The 14,150-nt window shown below is 67.7% G+C and carries 13 protein-coding genes, 1 other RNA gene and 1 pseudogene; 6 read left to right on the top strand and 9 right to left on the bottom strand.

Going from position 1 to position 14,150, the window contains the following annotated elements; genetic code table 11:
• Positions 1–24: 24 nt before the first annotated feature.
• Entirely contained in the window at positions 25–693 is a 669-nt protein-coding gene (locus tag WME76_RS30235; RefSeq protein ID WP_437955725.1) for a hypothetical protein, read from the bottom strand.
• A 281-nt stretch (positions 694–974) separates the two neighbouring features.
• Between WME76_RS30235 and WME76_RS30230 the strand changes: the two genes are divergently transcribed.
• Positions 975–1,223, top strand: a complete 249-nt coding sequence (locus WME76_RS30230; RefSeq protein WP_437955724.1) for a hypothetical protein — start codon at positions 975–977, stop codon at positions 1,221–1,223.
• 86 nt (positions 1,224–1,309) lie between these two features.
• On the opposite strand, the pseudogene WME76_RS30225 reads toward WME76_RS30230, so the two are convergent.
• The 4 genes and pseudogenes from WME76_RS30225 to WME76_RS30210 form a co-directional block, all read right to left on the bottom strand.
• Positions 1,310–1,414, bottom strand: a pseudogene (locus WME76_RS30225) (GNAT family N-acetyltransferase); the annotation flags it as partial.
• 83 nt (positions 1,415–1,497) lie between these two features.
• Positions 1,498–2,820: a serine/threonine-protein kinase gene (locus WME76_RS30220; RefSeq protein ID WP_437955723.1), complete on the bottom strand. Its 1,323-nt coding sequence runs from the start codon at positions 2,818–2,820 to the stop codon at positions 1,498–1,500.
• A gap of 361 nt (positions 2,821–3,181) precedes the next feature.
• The gene (locus tag WME76_RS30215) at positions 3,182–3,916 is read right to left on the bottom strand and encodes a zinc-ribbon domain containing protein (protein WP_437955722.1); all 735 of its coding nucleotides are present in this window, start codon (positions 3,914–3,916) and stop codon (positions 3,182–3,184) included.
• Positions 3,917–4,285: 369 nt separating this feature from the next.
• On the bottom strand, positions 4,286–4,810 hold the full coding sequence (locus WME76_RS30210) for a GNAT family N-acetyltransferase (RefSeq protein WP_437955721.1): 525 nt from the start codon (positions 4,808–4,810) through the stop codon (positions 4,286–4,288).
• A 233-nt stretch (positions 4,811–5,043) separates the two neighbouring features.
• Here WME76_RS30210 and WME76_RS30205 point away from each other — a divergent pair, with 233 nt between their 5' ends.
• Complete coding sequence (locus tag WME76_RS30205; protein WP_437955720.1) at positions 5,044–5,712, top strand: hypothetical protein; 669 nt, start codon at positions 5,044–5,046, stop codon at positions 5,710–5,712.
• A gap of 272 nt (positions 5,713–5,984) precedes the next feature.
• Here WME76_RS30205 and WME76_RS30200 read toward each other — a convergent pair whose 3' ends face one another.
• Positions 5,985–6,539 carry a GNAT family N-acetyltransferase gene (locus WME76_RS30200; RefSeq protein WP_437955719.1) on the bottom strand — a complete coding sequence of 185 codons (555 nt, stop codon included), beginning with the start codon at positions 6,537–6,539 and terminating at the stop codon, positions 5,985–5,987.
• 241 nt (positions 6,540–6,780) lie between these two features.
• Here WME76_RS30200 and WME76_RS30195 point away from each other — a divergent pair, with 241 nt between their 5' ends.
• Complete coding sequence (locus WME76_RS30195; RefSeq protein ID WP_433928468.1) at positions 6,781–6,996, top strand: hypothetical protein; 216 nt, start codon at positions 6,781–6,783, stop codon at positions 6,994–6,996.
• Between the two features lie 419 nt (positions 6,997–7,415).
• The gene (locus WME76_RS30190) at positions 7,416–8,063 is read left to right on the top strand and encodes a hypothetical protein (RefSeq protein WP_437955718.1); all 648 of its coding nucleotides are present in this window, start codon (positions 7,416–7,418) and stop codon (positions 8,061–8,063) included.
• A gap of 1,179 nt (positions 8,064–9,242) precedes the next feature.
• On the opposite strand, the gene WME76_RS30185 is transcribed toward WME76_RS30190, so the two are convergent.
• Positions 9,243–10,142, bottom strand: a complete 900-nt coding sequence (locus tag WME76_RS30185; protein ID WP_437955717.1) for an FHA domain-containing protein — start codon at positions 10,140–10,142, stop codon at positions 9,243–9,245.
• Between the two features lie 537 nt (positions 10,143–10,679).
• Positions 10,680–11,024: a transfer-messenger RNA gene (ssrA, locus tag WME76_RS30180) on the bottom strand.
• Between the two features lie 486 nt (positions 11,025–11,510).
• Here ssrA and WME76_RS30175 point away from each other — a divergent pair.
• Positions 11,511–11,801 carry an oxidative damage protection protein gene (locus WME76_RS30175; protein WP_437955716.1) on the top strand — a complete coding sequence of 97 codons (291 nt, stop codon included), beginning with the start codon at positions 11,511–11,513 and terminating at the stop codon, positions 11,799–11,801.
• 115 nt (positions 11,802–11,916) lie between these two features.
• On the opposite strand, the gene WME76_RS30170 is transcribed toward WME76_RS30175, so the two are convergent.
• Positions 11,917–12,669, bottom strand: a complete 753-nt coding sequence (locus WME76_RS30170) for a hypothetical protein (RefSeq protein WP_437955715.1) — start codon at positions 12,667–12,669, stop codon at positions 11,917–11,919.
• A 410-nt stretch (positions 12,670–13,079) separates the two neighbouring features.
• Here WME76_RS30170 and WME76_RS30165 point away from each other — a divergent pair, with 410 nt between their 5' ends.
• Positions 13,080–14,138, top strand: coding sequence for an esterase/lipase family protein (locus WME76_RS30165; RefSeq protein WP_437955714.1), 1,059 nt, complete (start codon positions 13,080–13,082; stop codon positions 14,136–14,138).
• Positions 14,139–14,150 lie beyond the last annotated feature (12 nt).

Below are 14,150 nucleotides of genomic sequence, written 5' to 3'. Positions count from 1 at the left end.
GCCCGCGACGCGCGTGCCTGCGTGCTACTCGGTCACGATGGTGATGGGATTGAAGTAGACCCTCACGCCCGTCTTCGTCCCCGCCTCGTTGCCCTTCGTGTCGCCCACGTAATCCAGCTTGTTGACGAGGTTATCCGGCGCGAACGAGAAGATGTCGTGCGCGTGGTCCGTGTCCGTGTACGTGTGGTTGAAGGAGATCGGGCCGTCCACGTCGACGATGGGGCGGCTCGCTGTGTGCAGGCGGTACCAGGCGGTCCCCTCCGCGTGCGTCCAGTTGCTCCTGGTCTCCAGCGCGTCCATGTAGACGGCGGCCCAGAGCTCGTTGCCGTTGAAGACGCTGAGCTCGACCTGGAGCGACACGCTCGGACCGTGGCCGTCGAACTCGGCGTCTCCGCCGACGCGCGGGGGGACATAGAACCCCGTGGAGAGGCCGACGAGGGTGCTTGTCGAGAGGAGCGCGTCCCCGTCGACGCTCGCCGTCGAGAGCTCCGCGCTGCCATCGATCGCCGCAGGGGACAGCGTGGCTGTCAGCTCGTCGTCGGCGCTCCCGGTCTCCGCGCCGTCCGGGGCCGGGGCGTCCTCCGCGGAGGGGTCGGATTGCGGCTCGGCGGAGGTGGCCACGCAGCCGGGGGCGGCGACGAGCAGGGCGAGGGCGAGGGGCGAGAGGCTGCGGAAGAGGGCGATGTGGTTCATGATGGCTCCCAGGGTCTTCGTTCAGGTCAGGTGTTGAGCGCAGGCGAGCGGTCCCGGGGTGCTTCACCCCGCTGTTCGCTCGCCTCACCCGGTCATCCGGAAGCCGGGAGGAAAACCCGACAGGGGGTCGGTCGATTTTTTCTGGAGGCGCCCGAGGGGCGGGAGCAGGGCGAGGTCTCTGCCGGGCCGCTCTCCCGCCGCGGCCTGGTGGAACGTGCCTGGATGCCTCCTCCGGGGCCCCGGAGCTTCGGGGTCCAGAAGGGGGTGGCGGAGGCAACGGATTGCACCCCCCGCGGCGGGCACCGAAGATCTACTCTGCCGCCAGCGTGATCCGCCTGAGCCGTGAGCGTCTTTTCCGCGCCGACATCACCGCGCTGGAGCGGCTCGCGCGGTGGCTCGATTTGCCGGAGCCACGGCGCTGGCGCACGGAGCGCGAGCGCAGGGCAAAGATCGTCGAGGCGATCGAGAGGTGCGAGAAGCGGCTCGCGAAGGTGGAGGGGGCCGGGCCGCGGGGCCGGATGGGCGGGTAGGCCTGCCTCGGAGAGGTGCGGGCCCGCGCGGAGCGGCGGGGAATGAGCCACCCGCCGACGCAAGCCGCGGTTCCAGGCCCGGCTCTTCACGACGGCGGCGGGCTCCACACGTACGGCGTGGTGGTGGAAACCACGTGCAGTCCCAGCCGTTCCAGGATCGGACGGCTATCCGGCGAGGCATCCACCTGCAGGCCAGGCCGCCGCGACCTCACCGAGCCTGGCGACACCGACCGCTTCGAGTGCCGGTGCTCGCTACATGACGGAAGGCGTAGACTCAGTCCGTCACTCGCCGTCTGATGGGCTTCTTCTCCGGGAATTCGATGATGAAGGTGCTGGCAGGAGGGGGGCTGCTGGCCGCTGGCTCGCCGGGCACGACGGACGTGGCCACCGGCGGTGTGGCGGCTGCTGGAGAGCGCTCCGCGAGCATCCACGCCAAGGCTACCGCGCCGGCCACCAGAATGCCCGCTCCCGCCGCCATGAGCGGCCCAATGGCTCGCGTCGCGCCGCGCCGCTGTTCAGGATCTAACGAATCAGGATGGAGAGGTGCTGTATCCTCCATACGATCCGCTGCCGCCGCAAACGCGGGCTGCATGCTCGCCGGCTGCGTCGCCATGCTCGCCGCCCGTGCACCGGCGACCGCCGGGATCTTCGCCCCGGATCCCGGCGTCGATCGCGCGTGCGTGGCATCGTGCGGCGCGGGCGCTGCGGCATCTGGCTGGAGCCGTGCAATGCTCTCGAAGAGGAGATGGCCTCGCGCGCCGGCGAACGGCAGGAGGCTGCGCGCAAGCTCCGTGACGCTCTGCGCTCGCTGCGCCGAATCCTTCTCGAGGCAACGGGCGACGGCGCGCTCGATCCTCAGCGGAACATCCCACCGATGAGCCGACATCGGCAGCGGCGCGTCGGACAAGATGCTCGCCATGACCGCCATGAGCTCGTCGCCCCCGAACGGCGTGCGGGCCGTCAGCATCCGGTAGAGGGTGACCCCCAGCGCCCAGACGTCGGTGCGCACGTCCGTGTGCTTGAAGCTGCGGAGCTGCTCGGGGGACATGTAGTGGACCGATCCCATGATGACCCCGGTTGCCGTCAGGCTCGCCTCCTGCACAGACTCCGCGCCCGAGAGCAGCATCTTCGACAGGCCGAAATCCAGGACCTTGACGAGCGACGTGCCGTCCGCGCGCTGCGCCAGGAACAGGTTCTTGGGCTTCAGATCGCGGTGGATGATGCCGCGCGCGTGCGCCTCGGCGAGCGCCGCACAGATCTGGAGCCCGTAGTCGGCCGCCTCGCCGACCGGCAGCGCGCCGCGCGTGCGCAGCACATCGCCGAGATCTTCACCGACGAGGTGCTCCAGCACCATGTAGGGCGCGCCGGTGTCGAGCGTGCCGACGTCGAGAACGCGAACCACGTGCTCGCTCTCCAGCGCCGCCGCCGCGCGCGCTTCGCGGAGAAACCGGGCGCTGGCATCCGGGAGCGCGGCCGTGGCAGGCAGAAGGAACTTGATGGCGACCCGGCGACCGAGGACGTCGTCCGTGGCCGAGAGGACCACACCCATCCCACCAGCGCCGAGCACGCGCTCCACGCGGTACTTGCCGACGATCACTTCGCCAGGCCTGGGAACTCCAGCAGGGGGAGGCGCCACGGTCATGCCGTACCAGCCTATCCAGCAGCTGGTATAGGAGACAAGCCCACAGCCGGTGCTTCACGCCCCAGAACACGTGGCATCGGCGCCAGGTGACCAGCGCATCCGCCTGGGACGATTGCAAGGGCCGTGTCAGAGGCGGTCACGCGCGTGCTTCCAGGACGTACTCAGCTCAGGATGCACGACGTCCAAGGCTGGCGCCTCGAGACGCGTTGCCGAGCCGATTTGTCGTGAATGTGACGCAGTGTGCCCATGCCTATGTGTGTCACCTGTCAAGCCGTGCCGGCAACTGAGCGGGCTCGGGGTGTCGGGACCTGCTGGCTCAGGCCGGCTCCGGACCCTTGCTGTTCTGGCTCTTCGGGCTGGACGCGGCCTCGTCGACATCGGCTCGCTCCAGCCACTTCTGCGCCGCGCGCACGAGCGTCTTCACCTCGCGTCGGGAGAGGCCCTCGGCGCGCTCCAGGAACGCTTCGAGCGCCTCCCGAGTCTTCGCCGGCCGCCCTGCATGGGCCTGCAGTCTCCCTTCGTGATAGAGCGCCTCCACGAGCGACGGCCTCAGCCGCAGCGCGCGCCGGGCGGCGGCGATGCCGGCGTCGATGTCGCCGCCGCCGGTGTGCTCGCGGAGCGCGCAGGTCGAAGCGGCAAGGGCGAGCTGGGCGCCGGCATCGTCGGGGTGGGCGTGCGCGGCGGCCACCGCTTCGGCGTGATGCGCAGCGCGCGCCTTGCCCTGCCGGATCTGACGCCGGCAGCGAGCGCAGTGGACCGCGTCAGCGTCGATCATGAAGCGCAGCGTCTCGTACCAGTACCGTTGCTCGGTCGCGCGGAAGACGAAGTCTTCACCGCAGGTGCGACAGCGCCGCTGGCGATCGACATAGAACAGCACCGGGCCGCCGAGGCCGAACACCTGGCGCGAGACGTCGGCGCGCACGGCGCCGGGAGGGAGCTTGCGGGCGTCGTCGGGGTGCAGGTCCCAGAGCGAGAAGCTGCGTCCCTCGGGCGTAGTCACCGTGCGCTCGATCAGACGCAGCGCTCCGAATTCGGAGTTCCACACCTGCACCCTCGCCTCGGGGGAGAGGGGCGATGGATCGCGGCGCGCCCGGCGTCTGGCCATCCAGTACAGATAGCAAGATCAGGGCTCCAGCGCGAGAGCGGCCGCCGTCCTCCGAGGCCGTCTTCTCCCGATCTCGACGGCGGGCGCGCGACGCCTCGTGGCCCTGGCCACGCTTGCGGCGGTCCTGTGCGCGCTGATCCGCTGCAGTGCCTCGCAGCCCGCAAGCTCCTCCGGGAAGGTCGATTGCCGGCCAATCATCAACAATAGCGTTTTTCGTCGCAAGGTCCTATTGTGCTGACGGGCAGGGCTCCTTGCGGCCGAGTTGGCGGATGCGCAGGGCGCCAGTCGCGTGACGCCGGCGTGTGTCGCTCGTCGTCATGACTTGCCGAGATCGAGCCGCATCGCGCAGCGTTGCGCCGGATCGAGGCCGTGGCGCGCCTCGTTCTTCAGGATCGCGATGAGCCGGAAGGATGTCTCTGCTGGTGGCAGCTCTCGGAAGCCCATCGCGGCGTAGAACGGCCCGTTCCAGGGGACGGTCCGGAAGGTGGTGAGGGTGAGTGCCTGGAGCTTCGCGGTCCGCGCCCAGGCGATCACGTGGCGGAGCAAGCGTCGACCGAGCCCTTGGCCCTGGTGGTCGAGGTCGACGTCGAACTCGCGGATGTGAAGCTCGTCGCCGACCGCCTCGGCGCCCAGGAACGCGATCGGCCGGCCGGCGCCGTCGTCGACCACCCAGAGCGTCCCTGCGTGAAGCGCATCTCGCCAACCCTCCGCCGGGGTCACGCTCGTCAGGGTCTCGAAATTCATGTCCGTCCCCCGGAACGCCTCGGCGGCCGAGCGTTCGATCTCGGGGAGGCGAGACAGATCGGCCTCGATGGCTGGTCGTACGAACGTCGAGCGCATGCCGAAGAGTAGCCCGATGAGCGTGCCTCCGGTACCCCCGGCAGAGGCATCTCGCCAACCCGATAACCGTGAGCAGCGTTCACTCGCTTGATCTCCCCGTGCATCGCAGTTCCGGCCCCGGGATCCGCCCCGCCGACCTGGGGCACGCCATGGACGTCCATGGAGCCGTCGGCGCCGGCTCGCGAGCACCTCGGGTCGAGGCGTATCCCGCTGCGATCTGGTAGGATGTCGGGATGCGCTCTCAGAGCCGCCTCGCGTTCCCGTGGCTGATGAGCCTGACGTTGCCCGGGCCGATGAGCCTCGGGATGGTCGGATGCGGGAGCGACGTCGTCGTGCGCGACACGGGGACCGGCGCGGGCGGTCATCACGGAGGCACGGCCGCCTCGTCCTCGACTGGCCCGTCGTCGGCTGACGCTTCCGGCCCCAGCACCACCTCGGACAGCAGCGCTTCGGGCGGCATCGTGGACTGCCTCATCATGGTGGACCAGGACCATCTCCGGATGGATGTGGTCGGCGATGGCTCCTCACAGAGGCTGCCGCTCGGCTGCGGCGAGGACCCGATGCCCGTGGTCCAGATCGTGGGAGGCGGTGAGTGCCGGTACAGCTTGGCTGCGCGCGCGTGCACGACGCCGGAGGGCGGCGCGGCCCTGGAGCTGTATGCGCCCGGGCTGCGCGAGCCTGGCATCAGCGACGAGGCGCGCGTTCGTTACCGCGCCGCAGACGGCGTGGAGTATGAGGCCGCAGATGGACAGGTCGTGCTCGACGAGCTCGGTCATGTGGGCTCGACCGGCAAAGGCAGCTACTTCGCCACCGTGGTGAGCAAGGCCGACGGTGCGGCCACGCTATCTCTCCGCGGGGACTTCGTGCTCTGCCGCATCCCCGACGGGCTGCCCTGCCCGTGAGGAGGTGCTGCCGCAGGGGAGGGCACGTCGTAACGGGCTCATCAAGGACAGCAAGGTTAGACCCAGCAGGCCGCCGGTCGAAGCAACCCATGAGTCACTTGTTCCAGCAGGGATAACAACTCCTGTGCCTCTGCCGACTTGGCATCGGAGCCAGCGTCAAACTGCTCAGATCCATGGCATCCATAGATGTCGTTGCACATCCAGCATACGGATGCCTGAAGAACACGTCCTCGCTGCCGCTCCAGCGTGACCGCCCGGCTCGCGACGCCTCGTCAGGTCGTGCTCGGCCCTCCCTCCGGGTCCAGGTGCCGTTCAGGCGCGGACGCGACCGCGCCGGCAGCCACGTCCGCGTGGTCCTCGTGGGCCACAGGGCCCGTCAGATCGAGGTGATAGAGCGGCAGCGTGCGTCCGGGAATGGCATCCGACGGCGCCTGGCGAAGGTACCGCGCGCCCATGCGCTCGTAGAACGGCGCCGCGAACGGGTCCGCGAGGATCGTCATCCGGCAGCAGCCTCGCCGGCGCGCCTCGGCAGCGACGTGCACGAACAGCCCCGTGCCGACGCCCAGGCCCATGGCGGGCGGATCCACGAAGAGCAGCCCGAGCTCGGCGACGTCGGGCGCCTCGATGTCCAGGCGCGCGACGCCGAGCGCTCGGTCTTCCCTGTCGACGCTCACGAAGACGCGGCGCTCGCCGATGGCCTCCGCGTCGACCAGGAGCGCCGGCGCAGCGAGCCGCAGGAAATCGTCGTCGTAACCCCAGTGCGCCTTCGACCGCCGGCAGAGCGCGGTCAGGGAGCCTGCCTCGTCGAGCCGGGCGAGGCGAATCACGGGAGGCATCCTCTCAGGGTACATCATCGTTGGCTCCGCGGACCCGGGGTCGGCCCCCGTCGACTGGGGCCCTCCGTGGAGCTCCGGGGCGCCCCGCACCCTGGCATCACCCGCCGCGCCTGCTCCCCGTGGCCCACTTACCTCTACGTCACCCAGACGCGGGCCCGGCACCGCTGCCCGACCCGGCTGCTGGCCGTGACGATCGACGCAACGATGGCCCGGTGAACTCTCGCGCAGCTACGTGGAGAAGGGACGGCAGGAGGGCCGGCTGGAGGGAATCCTCGAAGCCAAGGCGAACGACGTCCTCGCCGTGTTCGAAGTCCGCGGGGTGGAGGTCCCCGCCGACGTGCGGGAGCGCATCCTCGCGAGCACCGACCTCGCCGAGCTTGACGGCTGGCTACGCCGGGCCGTCGTCGTCAGCAACGCCCGGGAGCTCTTCGCCACGACGGGCTCCTGAACAACGCCGCCGCTCTGCCTGCCAGCGGCCTGCCACCGTCTCGCATCTTTCGATCGCTCTCGCGGAGCCCCGTGCCCTGACGTCGGGGCACACGGAGGTTACACGGCGGCGCCGCCCCCTCGATGCTCACGGGGTGGAGATCCCCGCCGAGGTGCGAGCCGCGCCCGGCCTGCGCCTCGCCGTAAGCGCCCAGCCATCGCCATGGGGGCGACCCCCTGCGGCACTCGCGAGGGGTCGACCATGGAGCTCTGGGTTTACTTGCGTGACGTGCTCATCCTGCTGCCCACCTGGCCGCCCGAGCGTGCCATCGAGTTCGCCCCCAAGGCCTCGCCAATGGCTCCGCGGCTCCGCGGACAGCGCTCCTGCGCCGCGCCCTGGCACAGCTGAACGCCCGAGCACATTGACGAGGAATCCCTGTCATGACGATACACCGGCGCCCAATGCTCAGACCAGAGGACGCGTGTCGCCGGCTCGCTGCAGCCATCGGGCTCTCGGCTGGCGCCGCGATCGTGCTCTGGCCGAAGGCTGCCCTCGCGAATGCCGGCATCCCGATGATCGTCGTCGCGTGGCCCGCGTCATGGATCGCCTTCGTTCCCGTCGTGCTCGTCGAGGCTGCGGTGGCTCGTCGGGTCCTGGCCCTGCCGACGCGAGAGGCGCTCAAGCTCTCTCTGGTCGCGAACGCATGGTCCATGCTCGCAGGGATTCCGATCACGTGGGCTCTCCTGATGGCCCTCGAGATGCTCGTATGGCCCATGCTGTCGGTGGTTGGCCGTGATCTCGAAGCGGTCCCCTCATTGCTCTTGATACCGATCTATGCTCCGTGGATACCCCCCGTGGAGGAACCTTGGATCGTGTTCGCTGCCGGCGCCTTCCTTTGTGTGCCCTTCTTCTTCGCCTCCGTGTGGATCGAAGCGCGAAGCGCTGGACGCCGCGTGCCGGCGGCCGACGCGCTCCGCTGGGCCAGGAGGGCGAACGCCGTCACCTATGGCTTCTTCCTGGTCATGCTCGCGCTGGCCGCGTGGATGAGTCACGCGGGCAGCGTCGGCGGTTTGACGCGGGTGTCATAGCTCCGCCTTCTGGCCGAAGAGGTGTCGGCGAAGCCGCTCCAGCTCGATGCTGGCGAGCTCCTCACTGGCAGCCGAGTAGTGTCGGTACGAAGATATCTGCGCTCGTTGCTGTGACAAGTGCGTTTACGAGTGTTTTAGTCAGCCCTACCGGGCATGGGCCGGAAAGCATATATCATTAGCATTCGGCAAAGCCCGATTGCGCTACCGCGGCTGGCACTATGGAATTCTTGTCAGGCGCAACATTGAAATTCCCGTCGAAGTTAGCGCTACTTGCCTCGGCTGGGAAACCGGAGACGGTGTGCTGCGCGTCCAGGCCGGCATCGGAAACCCGATCGTTTCGGACAGCTCGTGGATCGAAAGCGTGCTGAATTTCTTCTCGAACAACCACCTAACGCCATATATTGACGCCGAAGTAGCCGGGGCGTTGGGGGGGAGCGGCGGTGTCAAGGAGCTCGGTCCTTGCTCGACGCTTGGGGTACGATCGTTCTATCCCACCGGCTCTAATTTTGACTCCTTCGTATGGGACATTCCGTAGCGTTTGCGGATGCTGCACCGTGGGTGATCGAGCAGTGCTCGGATATGACGTGGAGAGGTGGAGGACCGACCTCCCCCCGGAACGTGCTATGCGCCGATTTCTCGACGAATGTTGACCTGCGAATCCGTCAGGCAGGTCGTACGCGAGCTCCAGCACGAGGCCGGGCGCAACAGGCGGGGAGAGGGTTTCGACATCGGCTTCAGCGATGGCGTCGAGCTCGTCAGGGTCGATCACGCCGGAGGTATCGACGGGGCGGCGGTGCCGGTTGCGTGACGTCGGACGGCGGGCAGGTTTCCCTCGCCGAGCCGAACGCTCCGAGCAAGGGAGCTGAGACGGCGGTGCTCCTGGCGAGCGGCTCCTCGATCGTTCCGCTATGGCTGTACGTGAGCTCCCGGGGTCCTGCCTGCTGCAGGCACGCCTGCCGCCAGGCATCACGCCTCCCCGATCTCGAGCGCCCGCCACCATGACCCGGCCCGCCAGGTCGCGGCGAACAGGCCGGAGCTGTCGTAGGCGAGCTCCAGCACGAGGCCGGGGGCGACGGCAGGGAGGTTTCCGGCCGCTCAGCTCAGCAGAGCGGATCCGGCAAGGTTCGCTCTTGGGCCACGATAAAAACAGGGTTCATAATACCTGAATTGCCCCGTAGGTCAGCCCACGAGTAAAAATCGCATCTCTATGTCGCCAACTCGTATCTGGTCACCATGTTTCAAGCCATAGTACCGGCTTACCGGATTGTCGTTTATGGCGGTTCCATGTGATGAATTCAGGTCGTGCAGAAAATACCCGTATCCATTGCCGCTGCCGCCAACTCGAGTTTTTGTAGAGATGATGCAATGGTGCCTAGACACGCTTGGGTGAATCAGTGTTATGCTGTTTTTGTCCGAGCGACCGATCGTGTTGAATTCATTTAGGTGGATGGGCTGTAGCCCTTGTTTGGTTGCCTTCTCAAGAAGTGCACGTTGGCTGGGTTTGATACGCTCGGCTCGTTGTAGTTCCTCTACTGGATGCGTTCTGTACCAAGATACAAATGTTGGATCTTTTCCAAGTAAGTGGCGAACGCGGTCTATCAAGTCGCTCCATGCTGTATCTGGAACGGCTGTCTCCGATATGACTATTTCTTCGCCGGTCCATCTGTCGCCGAGGATTCCAAGTGGGGTACTTCGCCAGTCGCAGGGGCGTAGTACAGCTGGAACGATGCCTTTTGTGCCTGTAATTAGTGCATCGTAGAGCTCACGGTTGTAGAACTCGTCCATGGCAATATAATCGGCGCTGACTAGAACTATTATTATGTCGGCCGCGAGTATGTGCGAATCAATCTCGGCACTGCGGTCGCTTCCGGGGGCGATGTCTCCAGGATGCCATGCGTCGATACCTTCTCGGACCAGAGGAGCAAGGTGTCTGCTGAGCTGCAACATGTACGGCTCGTCAGCAGGCGCGTACAAGATCGCGATGCAGTACCCTCTCAACTCCCTAAAGTCGTAGCCGCAGTCGCATTGTAAAACAGATGAGTGCCTAGATGCTCCGCACTTTCGACAAACTCTGGTCATGTGCTAACTCCAGAGAGCGTGAGCCGGCTGAGGGCATGCTTGACGCGCCCCTGCGCCTGATGCGCGCATCTCGGTAGCGAGATGCTCAGGGAATGCAGCCCTTCACATGTACGGGCGTCCGGAGGTGTCTCTCTGGTCCTGGCCACTGCCGCCGCTACCTCCATGGATACCCTGATCCGCGAGGCCAGCGGATATACCGTCCCGTGTCAAGACGGGGCATGTGCTCGGCAGGGGGCCGCCGGCAGGGGACCGCAGCCAGGGTAGGGGCCGGCCGGCAGGGCGGGACCCCCCGCCGCCTACATCCCCGCAAAGCTGCGTCCGGTCGCCAGGCTCCGGGCTGCGCCAGCACGGACCCTGGCTCCGCCCCGCCGGCCTGGTGCCCGCCGTGGAGCCCCGTACCCCGGCGTCACCGGCCGCGACCGCTACCGGTATCCTGGGCTACATCCGGCCGCGCAGCGATCCAGCGGCGCCAAAGTTTATCAGGTCACACGCAGGTCACACGCCAAAAAAAAAGACACGGCTCTCGCCGTGTCTTTGTGGTGGAGGCGCCGGGAATCGAACCCGGGTCCGCAAGGCATCCAGTCTACCTTCGTTCACGTGCGTAGTCGCCATGCGCCGGCGACGGCGTTCGTAGATTCGGCTACGACCTATCCCTCACTGAATCTCGACCGCGTTATCGAGGGCGTCCTCACGCGGTCCAGCCCTGTGGTTGACACCCTTGGAGTACTAGGACGACCTTCTCCTCAGATGGCTTAGCGGTTCTTAGGCCGCGACAGCGTATGCGTTGTCGTTCGCACTTGTAACGTCCCGCTTGATAGGCGGAGCAGGAGCCGCCAGCACGCAGACAGACCTTCAGTCCCCACGTCGAAGCCGATCGCCCCCTCGTGGTTCGTTCAGACGGACCAAACATTGCTAGAAACTGCGCTGCCGTCAACCCCTTCGCGCCAGATCGCTCCGCCGCTGGCGCGCCCTGGGCGCCCGGTTCTTCGGCTCGTTCGCCTCCGGGGCCGGGAGCGTCCCGCCTGCTCCGCTCGTTCTTCCTGCCGGCTCCGCTCGTTTCGCCCGTTCTTGCGCGCTTCCGAGCCTCCCTGGTTCCGCGAGGCACGGCTCCCTCCTCCTGCTCGCTCCGGCCGCCGACGCTCCGCTCGCTCCCCGCTCTCCGCCGCCCGCGCCACCGTCGCGCTCGTCCACGCGACCGCCGCGCCTCCCTCCAGGTCCCGCCGTTCCGCTCCGTCTCCCCAATCCCGGCGCACTCCCCCGGCCTCCTCCTCCTCGCCGCCCGCCGCCCTCGTCCGCCTGCCCGCCGCTCTCGACGGCCCCCTCCGGCTCGGCTAAGAACCCCGCGAAAGAAAAGGAGACGCGCAAGTCATGTCGAGGATGGTCCAGTGCGTGAAGCTCGGCCGGGAGGCGGAGGGGCTGGAGAAGCCGCCGCTCAAGGGCGAGGTGGGCAAGCGGATTTACGACAACGTCTCGAAGGAGGCGTGGAAGATGTGGCTGGAGCACTCGAAGATGTTGATCAACGAGTACCGCCTCGACCTCATCTCCGAGGCTGGCCAGCGGATCTGGATGACCGAGCTCGACAAGTACTTCTTCAGCGGCGGGGGCGAGACCGCGGCGCCTCCGCCCGACTACGTGGCGCCCAAGGACAAGCAGGAGTAGCCGTCCCGGCATTGCCGTGACGGCACCGCCGTCCCGGCATCGCCCTCACGGCCTGGCCCTCCCAGCATCGCCGTCCCGGCACCGCCCTCACGCCACCTCCGTCACCCCACCGCCCTCACGGCAGCGCCCCCGGCGCCGGCAGCGCCCCGCCGCTCCGCACGTACTCGATCAGCGCCGCGCTCATCTGCTTGTCGACCTTCTCGCACTTCGCGGTGACCGCCCCCATCGTCGCTCCCTTGCACTCTTTCCTCCGCTCCGCGATGAGCGGCCCCACCTTCTCGTCCGCCTGGAACGCGTCGCGCGTCTTCTGGTCGAGGCTCTTCCACGGGATCGGCGCGAACTTCGGCTTCGGCGGCACGTGCAGCCGGACCTCCTCGGTCATCAGCGACGCGCACGTCCCGTCCCACCGCAGCACGTCGTAGCCGCCCCCGGCGCCGCTCACGACCATGCCCCCCGTGTCGGCCACGCGGCGGTAGAGGATCAGCACCTCCTCGTCGAAGAGCAGCTTGTCGTTCGAGCTCGACCCGCCCGACGCGTTCCACGCCTCGGTGTCGCGCGTGAGGTACCCGCGCGTGAACGGCGACCCCTTGGCGAACAGGCTGAGCGCCACGTCCGGATAGAACCCGCTGCAGAGCCGCTTCACGAACGCCGGCGGCGGCAAACACACGTTGTCCTTCTGCTCGCACGTCGTCGGGACCTGCCTCGACGCCTCCGCCGCCGCGTCGTCCTCCTTCTTCCCGTCCTTGCCGCCCCCGTCCTCCGCCGCCTCGCCGCCGGACTTCTCCGCCGGCGCCGCCGCCTCGGCCTCCGCAGGATCCGGCTCCGCCGGAGGCGGCGTCGCGCCGCCGCAAGCGACGACAAAACCCATCACAACAAGCGCAAAAGTGCTCTGGAAAGTGCTCTGGACAGACCGCATGGCCCATGAACCTACCGGAGCCGGCCCGCCCCTCCGCATGGAAAAACAACGCAGGCCCGCGACGCAATGCGGCAGCATGGCGTCCAATGTGCGTGGCGCATTGCAGGAAGCCGGCGCCACGTTCTCAACGCAATGCGCCAACGGACTGGACAGGTTCAGTTTTCCGACAGCACTTGACACAAGGCTTCCTTCAGCGGAGTCTGCGCTGATTCCGGCAGGAGGTGGTCATGCTGGATCTTGCTTCGTCGGCTATCTCATCCTCGTGCGTTGGCGGTTCGCGTAAGTGCAAGTCTCACACGGACGCTCGCTCGAGGCGAAGACGGGTGTCCGCTGGCCTCGGAGGGTGTGCGATACTCGCCTCCTTGTCTCTCCTCGCCGGCTGCGGTGCCGCGGAGGAGCAGTTCGATCCGTGGGACACCGGCGACGTGATCACGGGCGCCGGGGGTGGCTCGGGCTCGGGCGTCTGGACGGGCGGCCCGGACGGCGAGGACGGCGAGGACGGCTCGGGCGGCGTTGGCGGCGGCTGGCCGTCGGGGAAGCTCGGCCCGCCGTATCCCATCGTGCTCGCCCACGGCTTCTTCGGGTTCGAGGACTTCGCGGGCGCGGGATACGTCAGCTACTTCTACAACCTCAAACAGACGCTCGCCGAGGGCGGTGAGGCGGTCTACACCCCCTCCGTCGATCCATTCAACAGCTCGGCCTACCGCGGCGCCCAGCTCCTCGCGCGGATCGAGCAGATCCTCGCCGCGACAGGGCACGAGAAGGTCAACATCATCGCCCACTCGCAAGGCGGCCTCGACGCCCGCGTCGTCGCGCACGAGCGGCCCGATCTCGTCGCCTCGGTGGTCACCGTCGCCACGCCTCACCTCGGCTCGAAGGTCGCCGACATCGCGCTCCAGCTCGTCGCCCACGAGCGCCTGCAGGACGTGCTCGACGATCTCCTCAACGCCATCGGGGCGCCGCTCTACGATCAGATTGGCAACGAGACGAGCGTCTTCGCGTCGCTCGAGCAGTTCTCGACGCCGGGCATCGCGGAGTTCAACGCGGAGTACACCGACGCGCCCGGGGTGTTCTACGCCTCCTTCGGCGGCCGGACGGACCGCGCGATCGGCGGCAGCGATTGCCTGGCGCTCGACCCGGCGCCCTTCGTCGCGCAGTTCGACGAGGGCCTCGACCCGGTGCACCCGCTGCTCTCGCTCACGGAGACCATCCTCGACGGCGGCTTCGGCGAGTCGATCCCGAACGACGGCCTGGTGCGCGCGCGCGACGCGCGGTGGGGGAACTTCTGGGGCTGTCTGCCGGCCGACCATTTCGACGAGATCGGCCAGCTCTTCGGCCAGAGCCCGGGGGAGGGGAACACCTGGCTCTATATCGACTTCTACCGCGCCGTGATCGAGCGGCTCCGGCAAGAAGGCCTCTGACCCCCGCTGACC

The sequence above is a fragment of the Sorangium sp. So ce119 genome (assembly GCF_051524405.1).
GTDB classification, from domain to species: Bacteria; Myxococcota_A; Polyangia; order Polyangiales; family Polyangiaceae; genus Sorangium; species Sorangium cellulosum_G.
Note: the sequence above shows the minus strand (reverse complement) of the source record. Positions and strands in the feature narration are given on the sequence as shown.